The following is a 15922-nucleotide window of genomic DNA, read 5'->3' as shown; positions in this document are numbered from 1 at the left end:
GGCCTAAGTTTTCGCAGCGAGTGACCCCTGGCTTTTTGAGAAGATACAAAAAACCGAGAAAACTTAAGACATAAGAGTGGCTGTTTTTGACTTGATCACATTTTAGAATTTTGTTAATTGAATTAAACTATCTCCTTAATCTTGAAAATGTATAGTGCCTGGACATTTATAACCTCAAGATGGATGCAACCTAGCGTAGTTGTAGAACTCAAAGTAATTGCTCAGGTTTTCTAAAGCGATCGCTACATTCAAACAATCCTTCAGATAAACTTCCTCGGATCATGGTTAATGTTCAACTTGATTAGGTTATGTAAAACAGGAGAAATATAAAGAACTTGTTAAGTGAATACTTTTATTTGATAGTTACTTTGTTAAAAACTGTAATATTTCCCGTGCTATTTCACATTTTCAACACCTTATTTTAAGAAAAAATTAACTTATATTAGTAGTATTGTGGTCAGTACCACACTATCATTACAAACCAAATATTTATAATTAGTTGAGTTCACGGATACGCAAATTTTGCCGACAGTGTTATACGTAGATTAAATAAGAAATACAAAACTATAATTATGATCCATACATTAAAAAATTTTAATCCTGTAGATTATGATTTTTATGATTATTATTATGCAAAGAGTAAAAGCAATTTCCCGAATAATTTGGTAGAAATCCTCAGATATAGAGCAATTAATCAGCCTAAAAAAAAAGCATACACGTTTCTCAAAGATGGAGAAAAAGAGTTAATTAGTTTGACCTATGAAGAGTTAGATATACAGAGCAAAAATATTGCAAAAAGGATGCTAGTTTTAGGAACTTCTGGAGAGAGAGCTTTGCTTTTATATCCGCCAGGAATTGAATTTATTACCGCATTTTTTGGTTGTTTATATGCCGGGATAATTCCCATTCCACTTTATCCTCCTAAACGTAATCAAAATTTATTACGACTTCAATCTGTTATTTCTGATGCTGGAGCAAAAATTTCTTTAACAACCCAGAATATCTTAGACAATATCGAAAAACATTTTATTAATACACCAGACTTAGCCGCATTGAGTTGGTTCACCACTGATAACTATAAAGACAGTCTCACAGAAAGTTGGTATCCTCCTCAAATAACCCCTGATTCTATAGCGTTTTTACAATACACATCGGGTTCTACTGGGAATCCTAAAGGAGTGATGGTAACTCATGAAAATTTATTAGTCAATTCAGCGGATATTGATCGAGGATTTGAACATAATTCTGATAGTGTGATTGTTACTTGGTTGCCCACATTTCATGACATGGGATTAATTTATGGGGTATTGCAACCACTTTATAAAGGTATCCCTTGCTATATGATGTCTCCTGCAACCTTTTTACAGAGTCCCGTACGTTGGCTTCAAGCGATTAGCAAGTACAAAGGAACTCATAGTTCTGCACCTAATTTTGCTTACCAACTCTGCGCCAATAAAATTACCCCTGAACAAAAAGAAACCCTTAACCTCAGTAGTTGGAAAGTGGCTTCTAATGGGGCTGAACCTGTGCGAGCCGATGTTCTCGAACATTTCTCTCAAGAATTTGCCTCTTGTGGCTTTAACTCCACTGCTTTTTGTCCTGCATATGGGTTAGCAGAAGCTACTTTAAAAGTCACCACAGTTGCTGCACAGGAAGAGCCTACATTCTATAGGGTTCAAGCTGACTCTTTAGAAGAAAATAGAGTTGTTGAAGCTCAACCAGAGGACGAAAACCAACAACTGTTAGTTGGATGTGGCAAGACAGAAATTGACACCCAAATTGTTATTGTTAATCCAAACACACTCACAACCTGTGCTGCGGATGAAGTGGGAGAGATTTGGGTATCTGGTAAGACTGTTGCGCAAGGGTATTGGCAACGGGAGATAGAAACCGCTAAAACTTTTAAAGGGAGATTAGCTAATGAAGAAGGACCATTTTTACGCACTGGGGATTTAGGGTTTCTCAAGAATGGAGAATTATTTGTCACAGGGAGACTCAAAGATGTTTTGGTTATCAGAGGACGAAACCATTATCCTCAAGATATTGAAATGACCGTTGAGCAATGTCATGATGCAATTATCAATCATCGTAGTGCAGCTTTCACGGTTCAGGTTAACGGCAAACAAAACTTAGTGATCACTGCTGAGTTAGAACGTCGTTATCATAATCGTCGTAAAAAAGTTGTCGCCATCCCCCCTCAAGAAGAAAGACGAAAATTAAGCGATCGTCGGCAAGGAAACTCTGATGATTCACAGTCTCAAATAACAGTTTCAGAATCACCAATTTTTCCTGAGATTATTAAGAATGTCAAAAAGGTTGTGTCTACTCATCACGGATTACAAGTACATCGCGTTCTTCTGGTAAGAGTGGGAACTATTCCCAAAACTTCTAGCGGTAAAATTCAACGATATGCTTGTCGTCAAGGTTTCCTGAACAACACTTTAAATGTCGTTTATGATAGCAAAGCATAGCAACCTGAGTTCGGTGTTAGGAGTTAAGTATTTTTTGCTCCCGAACGGAGTTTAAATGGGGAGAATTCGTAAATTCCCCCAATAAATATTACTAAAGTCAAACCGCCACAGAGGGTTGAGGTACATTAAAGAAAAGTTGCCTAATTTGTTCAGCAATCTGAGGACTGCTCAACCCTAAATCAGCCTTTGACTGGTCAGGTTTGGCGTGGTCTACCAACTTATCTGGGACCCCAAACCGTTTAATGGGAACTACCACATCGTGATCCAGTAATGCTTCAGCCACTGCTGAACCAAAACCACCCATTAAACAGCCTTCCTCTAAGGTAACTACTTTCCCAATGCGTTGCGCCAAGGGTACAATCAACTCTGTATCCAGGGGTTTGACAAAACGGGCGTTGATTACCGTTGCTTCAATACCGTGTTCTTTGAGAATTTCTGCTACTTGCAGGGAGGGATATACCATTGTTCCATAACCAATGAGAAGTACATCGTCGCCACTGCGGAGAATTTCTCCTTTGCCAATAGGCAAGGGTTCCCACCCTTCTTCCATCAAAGGAACACCCACGCCATTGCCACGAGGATAACGCATGGCAATAGCTCCATCGGTATAGTTAATCCCAGTTACCACCATACGCTGTAACTCGGCTTCGTCTTTGGGAGCCATAATTGTTAAATTAGGAATACAACGTAAATAGGATATGTCGTATAATCCTTGGTGAGTTGGACCATCAGCTCCCACAATACCTGCTCGGTCTAAACAGAAGAAAACGGGAAGATTTTGGATGCAAACATCGTGTAATACCTGATCGTAAGCCCGTTGCAAGAAAGTTGAGTAAATTGCCGCTACTGGACGCATTCCTTCGCAAGCTAACCCTGCGGCCAAAGTGACAGCGTGTTGTTCGGCAATACCTACGTCAATGTACTGTTTAGGTAGTTTTGCTTGTAGTTTATCCAGTCCCGTTCCTGTGGCCATAGCTGCAGTGATGCCAATAATTTTCGGGTCATTTTGGGCCAAAGTTGTCAAAGTATGGGCGAAAACCTTTGAATAACTGGGGGGTTTGGGTTTATTAGAAGGAACAGACTTACCTGTGGCTAGATTAAAAGGACTTTGAGCGTGGTAACCCACTTGATCTTGTTCTGCTAGTTCATAACCTTTACCTTTTACTGTGGCCACATGAACAAAAACAGGGCCAACTGCTTTATGCGCTTGTTTGAAGGTAGAAATTAATTCTTCTAAATTATGACCATCAATGGGACCAAAATACTTGAAGCCTAATTCTTCAATTACCGCTCCTACTTTAGGCATAGCAATACGTTTCATCCCTTCTTTTACCCGTTCCATTTCTGGGGTTAAAGACTCGCCAAAAAAGGGTAAATGCTTAAATTGTTCTTCGAGGTTGTCTGAAAGGAACTGCACGGGGTCGCTGAGACGCACTTTATTAAGGTAACGAGAAATTGCCCCTACATTGGGAGAAATTGACATTTCGTTATCGTTCAACACCACCATAAGATTAGTGTTGGGTAAATGTCCGGCGTGGTTAATTGCTTCTAAGGCCATCCCACCGGTAAGGGCCCCATCGCCAATGATGGAAACAACTTTATAATCTTCCCCTTGAGCATCCCTGGCCAATGCCATCCCTAGTCCAGCAGAAATACTGGTGGAGGCGTGACCAGCACCAAAATGGTCAAATTTGCTCTCGCAACGTTTTAAATAGCCAGCAATTCCATCCTTTTGTCTTAGGGTATGAAAGCGGTTATAACGTCCAGTTAACATTTTATGAGGATAGGCCTGATGGCCTACATCCCAGACTACTTTGTCGCGATCGAGATCTAGGGTTTGATAGAGAGCAACGGTTAATTCTACCACTCCTAATCCCGGGCCTAGGTGTCCCCCGGTGGCCGCAATGGTTTGTAAATGCTTTTCTCGAATTTGACGAGCAATGTCTTCTAATTGTCGAATTGATAAACCGTGTAATTGGTTAGGATGGGTAATATCGCTTAAATTCATATGGTTTGTTTTTTACCATCTTCATTGGATCGTTATATACTATTTTGACACCCTTCTTACCCGATCGCACTTTTTGATTAATACGGATATTGGCAGTGAGTGACTATAAGAGGGCTAAAAGGTGGAGGGATTTTCAGGTCAATCTTCAAAATTGCTGTCAAAAGTGGGTTAATGGTTAAAAACTTAGCTGGAGCAAAATAAGACAATGAAACAATGGTACGAAGAGTTATTTGAGAATTACGCAATTAAATACGATCAGGAGGGATTTACTCACGGGACTATTGGGGAGTGCGATTTTATTGAGGGTGAAATTAATTACGAGAAAAATACTAGAATTTTGGACATTGGTTGTGGGACGGGTAGGCATTCCATTGAATTAGGGAAAAGAGGCTATGAGATAGTCGGTATCGATTTATCTGAGTCTGTTTTACAACGAGCTAAAGAAAAAGCGATCGCAGAAAATTTATCCCTTGAGTTTCACCGCTACGATGCCAGAAAATTGCCTTTTGTTGATGAATTTGATTTGGCGATCATGATGTGTGAAGGTGGATTTTCTCTCATGGAAACCGATGCTATGAATTTCCAAATTTTAGCTAGTGCTGCTAAGGCTTTAAAAAAGGATGGACTGTTTATTTTTACGGCATTAAGTGCTTTGTATCCCTTATATCACTCTGTTCAAGATTTAATGAATGATAACATTAATTCAGGAAACACAGAAGAGCATTCTTTTGATTTAATAACCTTTCGTGAGTCTAGTACCTTTAATATTGAAGATGATCTTGGCAATAAAAAAACCATTAACTGCAACGAAAGATATTATGTCCCCTCAGAGATAACGTGGCTATTACAAACCTTACAATTTAAAAAAATTGATATTTTTGGTTCAAAACTTGGTGCTTTTAGTCGAAATGATATTTTATCACCTGATGATTATGAAATGTTAGTAATTGCCCAAAAATAGTCAGTTAAAAGATAATAAGATAGGGTTTGAATTTTGATTTTCTCCATTCAATTTTAAATCCCTATAAGCCTACTTTTATATTAAATATTTCTCTGGGAAGAGACACGACTTTTTTGAGGAATACTTAATCCCTCTTCTGATTGTTCTATAACTAACAAGGGAGTCGGTTTGGCTTTTTGATCCCAACTGATTAAAACCACTTGTCCTTGTATGGAAGGTTGCCAATTTTCTTTGCTTTTCATCGGAGTTAAAAAGTTTTCCAGACATTCAAGAATTTGAGCCACAGTTGAAGCACTGGATTGAGTGGGTAATTTAATTAATTTAATGGAAATACGAAATAAAACCCCTTTATTCCATTTTCCCTCTTGGGTTTCTACTTCATAAGTAACATCAAAACTTTCGTCGATATTTCTTCCCCCGACAATAACTCCAGGTTGAACTTTATCCGTACTCGGACGTAAGGCAGCCCCAATTAACTGAGTAACTTTCATTTTGATCTGATTAACAACCACGTAATGGAAAACCTCCTCATCCATACGCATTCGCAGATAATCTAAGTTAAATTCCCTTGCATGAACTAAGTCGGGATTTTGTTCCATTTTCCTGATGGTAACTAGGGCTAGTTTTAATTTTTTTTTAAGATCCTTACTTTTATACTTTTCAAATTTTAAAGCTTTTCTTGTTTTTTTTAGTTGCCATTGACTATGAGCAGCTAAAATACAGAAGATGACCAAAAGCCCAACAGTGCTAATTGTCCATAGTTGTCCACTTAATCCCCGAGAACCATTAGAAGGGGTTGCAGACGGTAAAGTAGGATTTTCTGTGGTTTGTGCAAGTAGTTGCGGTTGATAAAAAAACCGTGAAGAAGACATAGAGATGAGTAAAGATAGAGTCTTATATACCTTAAGAATTCCCAAAACTGAGGGCGAAATGTGCCATCTGTTAAGAAAATTTGAGTATAGCGACCTTTTTTTAAGAGGATTGTATGAGAAATTTTTGTCTCTACTGTTGTTTAGCGATCGTTATCACTGTCTATGGATGTCAGTCTTCACCTAACACCAGTAGTTCTCAACCTACTCCTGAAACACCTACAACAAGTCAACAAACCATGACCAATAATATGGAAGCACCCCAAGGAGTCATTGATGCTGTGTTTAATGAGATCACCCAAAATAACGACATCAGTGCCGATAAACTAGAAATACAGCAAACAGAACCTAACACTTGGCCAGATGGTTGTTTAGGATTAGCTAAAGCTGATGAATTTTGTACCCAAGCTTTAGTAGAAGGATGGCGCGTTACACTAAGCGATGGTCAAACCACTTGGGTGTACCGTACCGATCAAACCGGTGCAAATTTGAGAATGGAATCTTAAATTGAACAGGAAAAAAACAAGGATAAATTATTAGGAATTTCTGAAGTTATCCCAGAAAACAAACCGTAGCTGATATGGTTGAAAAATAGCATAATCAGGGCCGATTAAGCTTGAGTTATTTGCTTAAATTTTGAAAATTTTACCTCTATCGTAAGGAGTAAATATGGCAACATTATTAGAACAATTGAAAGAATTTACCGTTGTTGTTGCTGATACGGGGGACATTCAAGCTATTGAAACCTTTACCCCCCGTGATGCCACCACTAACCCTTCTTTAATCACAGCAGCAGCCCAAATGCCGCAGTATCAATCTATTGTGGATGATACCTTAAAAACTGCTAGAAAAGAGTTAGGAAAAGACGCTAATGAATCAGAGGTGGTTACTCTGGCTTTTGATCGTTTAGCGGTTGCTTTCGGTTTAAAAATTCTCGAAATCATTCCTGGGCGAGTTTCAACAGAAGTTGATGCTCGTTTATCTTACAATACAGAAGGTACTTTAGAAAAAGCCCGTTATCTAATTTCTGAATACGAAAAAGCTGGTGTTTCTCGGGATCGTATTTTAATTAAAATTGCCTCCACTTGGGAAGGGATTAAAGCAGCAGAAATTTTAGAGAAAGAGGGTATTCACTGTAACTTAACTCTACTATTTGGAATGCACCAAGCAGTGGCTTGTGCAGAGGCAAATGTTACCTTAATCTCTCCTTTTGTGGGTCGTATTTTAGATTGGTACAAAAAAGAAACAGGAAAAGAATATGTCCCTACAGAAGATCCTGGGGTACTGTCTGTTACCAGCATCTACAATTACTATAAAAAATTCGGTCACAAAACCGAAGTAATGGGGGCAAGTTTCCGTAACATTGGAGAGATTTGTGAGTTGGCTGGTTGTGATTTATTGACCATTTCTCCTAAGTTATTAGAGCAGTTAAAGTCCACTGAAGAAACCTTACCTCGTAAGCTAGATCCTGAAGTAGCTTCTAAGATGGACATCGAAAAAATTGCTATGGATAAAGCAACTTTTGAGAAGATGCACCAGGATGATAAAATGGCTTATGAAAAGCTAGACGAAGGTATTAAAGGGTTTACAAAAGCCTTAGAAACCTTAGAAGAAATGCTTAAAGATAGGTTAACTCGCATAGAAGGAGAAACAACAGTTAATAACGCAGCGGCTGATATTTTCCGAGTTTATGATTTAGATGGAGATGGTTTTATTACCCGTGAAGAATGGGCAGGAACCGATTTAGTTTTTGATGCTATCGATGTCAATCACGATGGCAAAATTACCCCTGAAGAAATGGCAGCAGGGTTGGGAGCCGCTATTCGTTTAGTTGAAGCTTAATCTATTAAGTCAATTGATTAAAGTAAAGGTGCGTTACTGTTTAGGAAGCGCACCTTTTATCAGATAGAATAAACTATGATCTAAGAAAAAATATGGATAAAAATTTAGTAATTTGTCGCATTTTGGATGCTAATTTAGATCGAGCAAGGGAAGGTTTAAGGGTAATTGAAGAATGGTGTCGCTTAGGATTAGAAAATAGCGGTTGGGCAGAAAAATGTAAACAAATGCGTCAAGAAATTGCTCATTGGCACACATCAGAGTTACGTTTAGCGAGAGATACTCCTAACGATCCAGGAACCCACTTATCTCATTCCCAAGAAGAAAATAGAGAGAGTATTGAGCAACTTTTACAAGCTAATTTGTGTCGGGTTCAAGAAGCGTTAAGGGTGTTAGAAGAATATGGCAAACTTTATGATTCTAATATGGGTAACGCTTTCAAAAAAATTCGTTATCAAGTTTATACATTAGAAAGTGAATTATTACAATCTTATCGCTATCAAAAACTTAAAAATGCTACTTTATATTTAGTTACATCTTCTACAGAAAAATTGCTGGAAACTGTTGAATATGCTTTACAGGGAGGCTTACCTTTAGTTCAATACAGAAGCAAAAATATAGATGATATTATTCGCCTAGAAATAGCTCAAAAACTATGCGAATTATGTCATAAGTACGACGCTTTATTTATTGTAAATGATCGGGTAGATATGGCTTTGGAGGTTAATGCAGACGGGGTTCATCTAGGACAACAAGATATACCTATTGCCTTAGCAAGACGCATTTTAGGTCCCAATAAAATTATCGGACGTTCCACCACAAATCCCCAAGAAATGACCAAAGCGATCGCAGAAGGAGCGGATTATCTAGGAGTTGGTCCCGTGTATGCAACTCCCACTAAACCAGATAAAAAAGCAGCCGGTTTAGACTATGTAAAATACGCAGCTAAAACGTCTCCTATTCCTTGGTTTGCTATTGGTGGAATCGATGAAGATAATGTTACCGAAGTGATGGCATTCGGGGCAACTCAAGTTGCTTTGGTTCGTGCTATTATGGAAGCAGATAACCCTAAAAAAACAACACAGAAATTATTGAGAAAATTACAAGGTACATTGTAAATGAATAGCACAGAAACAATTAAATTGCAGGTGAATGGCGAGGAAAAAACCTGTGGATCTGGGAAAAATATACCCGAATTTTTGATAACAATGGGACTTAATCCTCGCTTAGTTGCAGTGGAATACAATGGAGAAATTTTACACCGACAATACTGGGAAAATACGATAGTAAAAACAGGCGATCGCTTAGAAATTGTAACTATTGTTGGTGGCGGTTGATAAAATTTAGAGATTAAAAAATGACTAACAAAACATTAGGATTAGATGGGGAATTGTATCGGTATTTTCAAGAGGTTTCTGTCAGGGAATCTGAGGTACTGAAACAGTTAAGGGAAAAAACAGCAGAGCATCCTATGGGGAATATGCAAATTTCCCCAGAACAAGGTCAATTCATGGCTTTATTAGTGCAGTTAATGGGAGCAAAAAAGACCTTAGATATTGGAGTTTTTACAGGATATAGTGCTTTAGTTATTGCTTTAGCTTTGCCATCAGATGGTCAAATCATTGCTTGTGATGTTAATGAAGAAACAACAAAAATAGCACAACAATTTTGGGAAAAAGCAGGAGTTACTCATAAGATTGATTTGCGTCTTGCTCCTGCCTTAGAAACTTTAGAGGAATTAATTGAAAAAGGACAAAATAATAGCTTTGATTTCGCCTTTATTGATGCTGATAAAAGTAATTATGATAACTATTATGAAAAAGCTTTATGGTTAGTGAAACCGGGGGGATTAATCGCCATTGATAATGTGTTGTGGGGTGGAAAAGTTGCTGACAATGAAATAACAGATAACCGTACCCAAAGAATGAGAAACTTTAATCAAAAATTGCATCAAGATACGAGAATTGTTTTAAGTTTAGTTCCTATTGCTGATGGTTTAACCTTAGCTTTAAAGAAATAATAATAGCTTTGACTGATTAGCGATCGCTTTAATTTAATTAAGTAGGAGAGCAAAATTTATGGCTAAGAGAATCGTTATTTTTAATCATAAAGGTGGAGTTAGTAAAACAACTTCTATCTATAATATTGGATGGATGTTATCTAAAAATAGTAATGTTTTAGTTGTGGATGCTGATCCCCAATGTAATTTGTCAAGTTTAATGCTTGGGGATAAATTTGATCAATATTATTTAGATGATGCGACGAAAAAAGATAATATTAAAGATGGTGTTCAAGTTGCTTTTACTGGAAAACCTTATCCTATTAAAGCAGTTAATTGTTTTTCCCCAACTCGATCGCCGTCTCTTTATTTGCTTGCAGGACACGCTAATTTATCAGAATATGATGCTGCTTTAACATTTTCTCAAATAGGAAATAATGCTCTAGCAACGTTACAGAATTTACCTGGTGCTTTTTCTGAGTTGATAAAACTAACGGAAGAAAAATATAACATTGACTATACATTAATAGATTTGAATCCAGGATTAAGCGCAATCAACCAAAACCTATTTTTATCATCTCATGCACTGATCATTCCAACTAATCCAGATCCTTTTTCAGTAATGGCCATAAATACGTTAAAATCTGTCTTTCCAAGATGGGTTCTATGGAAAAAAAATTCTATCTCTCTTTTCGCTGACTCTCCTTATCAATTATTAGAAGGAGAACCAAAATTTTTAGGCACGTTAATTCAGCGTTTCAACATTCGCAGAGGCCGTCCAGCAAAACCATATCAAGATAATATTGAGCAAATAAAAGAGATAATTAAGGGCGATTTTTTTGAGGAAATTACTAAAGTAGAAATGACGTTAAATCAAGAACAGTATACACAAGAATTTATTGATGGTGGATACTGTCTTGATGAAATACCAGACTTTCAGGGGTTATTACCTAAATCTTATCAAGCAGGAGTTCCCGTATTTGAATTAACAGACAATGAAATTAATGAAACAGGAACTGTTCTAGAGGGAATGAAAACAAGTAGAGATAAATTTCAAGTTAAATTTCAATCTATTACTGATAAATTAGTTCAATTATTAAACTATGTATAGAGCATTGAGATTATTTAATCAAAATATAGACGAAGCGAAAAATTTGACTGCACTTTATGAATATTTAGAAAACTCTATGAACTCACCTTTGTCTTTTGATGATTTATTAAGAGCGGAAATTGTTTATTCTGTGAGTGCTTTTGATAAATTAATTCATGATATTATTCGGATAGGCATGATTGAAATTTTCACAGGAAATAGACAAGCAACTCCTCAATATTTACAAGAATCAATATCAATAGAAACTTACAATGAGTTAATTTCTCCTACCATGCTTCCCCCAAAAGAATATATATTTGAGCAAGCAGTTTTTAATAAATTGAAAACTATTTCCTATCAAGAACCTGAAAAAGTTGCAAAGGGATTAAGTTATATTTGGGATGAGCGGCAAAAATGGCAAAAAATTGCCGCTAAAATGGACATGGATGATAGAACAGCTAAAACAACCTTAAAACTGATAGCAGCGAGAAGAAATGCAATTGTACATGAAGCGGATATTGATATTTCCACAAGTCAAAAATATCCAATAAATAAACATGAGTGTCAATCAATCACAGACTTTTTAAGTAGATGTGGGCAAGAAATTGTCGGTTTAGTTGCTTAAGAGATCAAAAGCAATGGATACCATTATGATAAAACCCGATATGCAATCAATTCCCAGAAACTAGAGAAATCTGCCCATAGACAGGAAAAAAATTTATACATTCAAGAATATTAAGCTTGTTTTCATTGCTATACTATCTAGAGAGTGGTTAATAAAATCCTAAATATTGCCCACATTAGTCAACGAAAGGGGGCGAACATGGCTAATAGTCGTCGGGTTTCTCGCGTTTCCTCATTAATTAAACGCGAAGTGTCTCAAATGCTTCTATTTGATATCAAAGATGATCGTGTTGGTGCTGGAATGGTTAGCGTAACCGATGTATATCTCTCTGGAGATTTGCAACATGCTAAAATTTTCGTTAGCATCTACGGCACAGAAGAAGCAAAGATTGAAACCATGCAGGGATTAAAATCTTCAGAAGGATATGTGAGAAAAGAATTAGCGCACCGTATCCGCTTGAGACGCGCCCCAGAGGTTACATTTTTGGAGGATCATGGTATCGAGAGGGGAGATCAAATGCTAAATCTTCTCGATCAAATTCGAGAAACGATCCCTCCAGAAGATGAGTCTTATAATGCAGAAGATTAACAAAATAATGAATCTCTGTGACTAATTTACTACCTGATTGGACTCAATTTACCTTAAAAGAAAAGATCGGGCAAATGATCGTGGTTCGTGCTTCTGGTTATTTGTTTGATCACCAAATTCGTTACCCCATCTGGGAAGTTTATAACTCTCAATTATTTGATTGGTTAGAAACTTTAAATCTAGGTGGGGTTATTTTATTGGGAGGAAGTGCAGCAGAATTATTATTAAGAACCCAACAGTTACAAGAGTGTTCAAAAACTCCTCTTTTTATTGCCGCCGACATAGAAGAAGGTGTGGGACAAAGGTTTAGTGGTGCCACTTATTTTCCTCCCCCTATGGCTTTAGGAGAAATAGCTAAATCAGATTTAGACTTAGCAGTAAAATATGCTCATAAAATGGGAGAAGTTACAGCAAAAGAAGCTTTAGCAATAGGAATAAATTGGATTTTAAGTCCTATTGTAGATGTTAATAATAACCCAGAAAATCCTGTTATTAATATTCGCTCTTTTAGTGATAGTTGTGAAGTGGTTAGTGAGTTAGCAAAAGCATTTATTTCAGGTGCAAAAAATTATTCCATATTAACTACAGCAAAACATTTTCCTGGTCATGGTGATACTAGCAGAGATTCTCATTTAGATTTACCTGTAATTAGTCATAGCAATGAGAGATTAGAGTCTCTAGAATTAGTTCCATTTCAAGCTTCAATAGGGGCAAAAGTTGACAGCGTAATGACAGCGCATTTACTAATTGATGCCTGGGATAAAGATAATCCTGCTACGTTATCCAAAAATATTTTAACAGGAAAACTACGAGATAAATTAGGTTTTGATGGTTTAATTGTCACCGATGCTTTGATCATGGGAGGTGTAGCTGAAATTGCTGATTCTGATGAAATTGCTATCAAAGCAGTGGAAGCAGGAGCAGATATTTTATTAATGCCAGATAATCCAGAAATTGCTATTAATTCTGTTTACAGTGCTATCCAATCAGGTAGATTAACTGTTGACAGAATAGATGAATCTCTGAAGAGAATTTGGCAAGCAAAACAAAAAATATTTAATTCTAACAATCAAAATTTATCTATTTATAAACTGTCTCAAAAAGAGGATAGGCAAACTGTAAAAAATATTCTTAAAGCTTCTCTCAAAAGCAGTAAAAACTTGCCTATGAAGAGGAAAAAAAATACATTAAAACGAAATTTAATTGTAGTAGATGATATTTTAAATTCAGACTTTTTAGATCGACAGATGCCAGCTTTTACTATTCCTAATTTATTAGATTATAACTTACAGTTAGTTGATCAAAGTACATTCAATAATGCCTTAGAAGACAATAGAGAAACTTTATTACAAATTTTCATCAGAGGTAATCCGTTTAGAGGTAATTCAGGATTGAGTCAAAATGCTAAAAATTTCTACCATAAGATGCTTAAAAAATCAATAGTGAAAGGTTTAATTATTTATGGTAGTCCTTATATTTTGGAGTGGTTTACAACAGAAATAAGTTTAGACTTACCTTGGGTATTTTCCTACGGACAAATGGCAGAGAGTCAGGCGATCGCTTGCCAAACATTGTTCAATTTATCAGAGGTAGAATTAAGAGAAATGTCTAAAAATTTAGGAGATGTTTTTATTTAAAACTGTTTATTGTATAGTAATCGTTTTACATAAAGTCTTTTTTCTCTCATCTTTAATGGACAAACATTTTCAAAAAATATTGAACAGCAAGGTTATGTATCTCCTGCAACTAATGTTGTTAAGGCAATTAAGTATGTTTTATCTGCAACAAAACCACATCTACCTGATACGATAAATAACAAAATATATACAGTTTTACCTAATAGCATTAAAAATATTAGGCAAAGTGCTTAATATTAGCAAAATTTATCTTTAATGGTTGTTTCTTATAGACAATCAACATAGAGGCATTATATGAAATGCCTCTATGTTATTTTATAAGATTGATATCACCCGCCGAACAAAATTAAGCAAGAGAAACTTTGACAACTTTGTTCTTTTCTTCTTCAGCTTTAGGTAAGGTTAGGTGAAGAATTCCTTCTTTGTACTCTGCAGTGATGTTAGTATTATCAACTAGAGCAGGTAAACCAATAGAACGAGAAAACTTACCATAGCGGAATTCGCTGCGAGTAACACCATTTTCCTCGGATTTTGTTTCCTTTTTGCGTTCTCCTGTAATATAAACGGCTTCTTTTGTCGCTTGAATATCGACATCTTCTACATTAATTCCAGGAAGTTCTAACTTAAGCTTTACTGCATCATCTGTCTCCGAAAGTTCAGCAGAAGGAGCAAAAGATAGTTCTTTAAAACTTCGGTCTGAATTAGTCAATAAACCTTCGTCGAACAGTTGATTAATCTCACGTTGTAAAGCATTCATTTCTTTCCAAGGATTGTAAGTTACAAGTGCCATAATTGTTATCTCCTAATAGTGCTTATTGCTTGTTGTTTTTATATTAACGTTTGAAAAAGGTAGAGACAATACGGTTTATTCGACAGAGAATGGTGTATTTTCCCTCGGGCAATTAAATCTATCATAATTTCCTAATGTAGTCAGTTATAATAAGTTTATGGAGTTAATATAATTAGTTTGAATCCTTCTTGCTGTTTGTCTTAATACAAGAAAATGGGAAGTTATTGAAGTTAGTCCTATTGATAAAATTCTCATTAATTGAAATAGTATATTTTTTTATTCTGCATCAATAACTTAATATGAATAGGCATTTAAAACCAACATTCTCATAGTAAATTAATTTGATTTTTGTATTTTTCTCAAGATGCTATTTCTTTTTTTAGGTTTTTACGGCTTTTTCTTAAATTGAATACACTTTACTTATTCTCTTAAATAAGAACTAATATACAGCTTTTCCTTCGTAAAAATACTGCAATACCAGACCAAAACAACCAAAACTAGATAAATTCACGGATATCACAAAAGATTGCCAGTTAATATTATTAAAGTAATGTCTACATTTGCCCATAAGCGTGTAACAGAAGTTTTTATCCTGCCTAGTGAAAGGATTTTTTTATAATATAAATTAGGTGAAATATTCTATGAAGCAACAGTTATTTGTCGGAGGATTCGTCATAAGCTCTCTATTGGCTTTGACCTCTAATGTTCAAGCTATGACTATGATAATAGATGACTTTACAGTAGCCCCTGACCCTCCTATCTTATCTATTCTGGGAGATGACAAAAATCCCAAAAGGAATAAAACGGAGGGAAACGAAAGGTCCATAATTGGTGGTGAACGAGAGTTAAAATTTGAGAACATTGAAAGCGATTCGTCAGTTGTTTTAGGATTTGTAGCAATTGATAAAGGCAACGAGCGACTTTCAATTTCTAATCCTCCAGGGTACACGAGCAAAACCACTGTTACCTGGGACGGAACTGATCAAAATCCATTAAACTCAGATCTTGCACCTGACGAGACAAAGTTCCAAACTATGTTCATAAA

General features: G+C 36.1%; 15 protein-coding genes. 12 read left to right on the top strand and 3 right to left on the bottom strand.

Going from position 1 to position 15922, the window contains the following annotated elements:
* Window positions 1–572: 572 nt before the first annotated feature.
* Window positions 573–2471 (top strand): fatty acyl-AMP ligase, encoded by a 1899-nt coding sequence (locus P9B04_RS01700; RefSeq protein ID WP_342053268.1) that lies wholly within the window; start codon window positions 573–575, stop codon window positions 2469–2471.
* 97 nt (window positions 2472–2568) lie between these two features.
* Here the strand turns inward: P9B04_RS01700 and dxs are convergent, their stop codons facing one another.
* Window positions 2569–4479, bottom strand: a complete 1911-nt coding sequence (gene dxs, locus P9B04_RS01695) for a 1-deoxy-D-xylulose-5-phosphate synthase (protein ID WP_342053267.1) — start codon at window positions 4477–4479, stop codon at window positions 2569–2571.
* 205 nt (window positions 4480–4684) lie between these two features.
* Between dxs and P9B04_RS01690 the strand changes: the two genes are divergently transcribed.
* On the top strand, window positions 4685–5440 hold the full coding sequence (locus tag P9B04_RS01690; protein WP_342053266.1) for a class I SAM-dependent methyltransferase: 756 nt from the start codon (window positions 4685–4687) through the stop codon (window positions 5438–5440).
* Window positions 5441–5520: 80 nt separating this feature from the next.
* On the opposite strand, the gene P9B04_RS01685 is transcribed toward P9B04_RS01690, so the two are convergent.
* Window positions 5521–6312: a hypothetical protein gene (locus P9B04_RS01685; RefSeq protein WP_342053265.1), complete on the bottom strand. Its 792-nt coding sequence runs from the start codon at window positions 6310–6312 to the stop codon at window positions 5521–5523.
* Between the two features lie 113 nt (window positions 6313–6425).
* Between P9B04_RS01685 and P9B04_RS01680 the strand changes: the two genes are divergently transcribed.
* The 9 genes from P9B04_RS01680 to P9B04_RS01640 all read left to right on the top strand — a co-directional run bounded on the left by P9B04_RS01680 (window position 6426) and on the right by P9B04_RS01640 (window position 14087).
* On the top strand, window positions 6426–6815 hold the full coding sequence (locus P9B04_RS01680) for a hypothetical protein (protein WP_342053264.1): 390 nt from the start codon (window positions 6426–6428) through the stop codon (window positions 6813–6815).
* A gap of 163 nt (window positions 6816–6978) precedes the next feature.
* Window positions 6979–8151, top strand: a complete 1173-nt coding sequence (locus P9B04_RS01675; RefSeq protein ID WP_342053263.1) for a transaldolase — start codon at window positions 6979–6981, stop codon at window positions 8149–8151.
* A 92-nt stretch (window positions 8152–8243) separates the two neighbouring features.
* Window positions 8244–9266 carry a thiamine phosphate synthase gene (locus P9B04_RS01670; protein WP_342053262.1) on the top strand — a complete coding sequence of 341 codons (1023 nt, stop codon included), beginning with the start codon at window positions 8244–8246 and terminating at the stop codon, window positions 9264–9266.
* Window positions 9267–9485, top strand: a complete 219-nt coding sequence (gene thiS / locus P9B04_RS01665) for a sulfur carrier protein ThiS (protein ID WP_342053261.1) — start codon at window positions 9267–9269, stop codon at window positions 9483–9485.
* Window positions 9486–9505: 20 nt separating this feature from the next.
* On the top strand, window positions 9506–10168 hold the full coding sequence (locus tag P9B04_RS01660) for a class I SAM-dependent methyltransferase (protein WP_342053260.1): 663 nt from the start codon (window positions 9506–9508) through the stop codon (window positions 10166–10168).
* A 58-nt stretch (window positions 10169–10226) separates the two neighbouring features.
* Complete coding sequence (locus P9B04_RS01655; RefSeq protein ID WP_342053259.1) at window positions 10227–11258, top strand: ParA family protein; 1032 nt, start codon at window positions 10227–10229, stop codon at window positions 11256–11258.
* A complete protein-coding gene (locus P9B04_RS01650; protein WP_342053258.1) occupies window positions 11251–11862 on the top strand; it encodes a HEPN domain-containing protein in 612 nt (203 codons plus the stop codon). The genes P9B04_RS01655 and P9B04_RS01650 overlap by 8 nt, the downstream gene beginning before the upstream one ends.
* A 198-nt stretch (window positions 11863–12060) precedes the next feature.
* On the top strand, window positions 12061–12450 hold the full coding sequence (rbfA, locus tag P9B04_RS01645; protein WP_342053270.1) for a 30S ribosome-binding factor RbfA: 390 nt from the start codon (window positions 12061–12063) through the stop codon (window positions 12448–12450).
* Window positions 12451–12524: 74 nt separating this feature from the next.
* A complete protein-coding gene (locus P9B04_RS01640) occupies window positions 12525–14087 on the top strand; it encodes a glycoside hydrolase family 3 N-terminal domain-containing protein (RefSeq protein ID WP_342053269.1) in 1563 nt (520 codons plus the stop codon).
* 346 nt (window positions 14088–14433) lie between these two features.
* Here the strand turns inward: P9B04_RS01640 and P9B04_RS01635 are convergent, their stop codons facing one another.
* Complete coding sequence (locus tag P9B04_RS01635; RefSeq protein ID WP_342053257.1) at window positions 14434–14877, bottom strand: Hsp20/alpha crystallin family protein; 444 nt, start codon at window positions 14875–14877, stop codon at window positions 14434–14436.
* Window positions 14878–15518: 641 nt separating this feature from the next.
* Here P9B04_RS01635 and P9B04_RS01630 point away from each other — a divergent pair.
* On the top strand, window positions 15519–15922 hold a 404-nt coding region (locus tag P9B04_RS01630), incomplete at its 3' end, for a hypothetical protein (protein WP_342053256.1).

It is taken from the genome of Crocosphaera sp. Alani8, assembly GCF_038442745.1.
GTDB lineage: Bacteria > Cyanobacteriota > Cyanobacteriia > Cyanobacteriales > Microcystaceae > Crocosphaera.
This window is presented reverse-complemented; position numbering and strand designations above follow the sequence as displayed.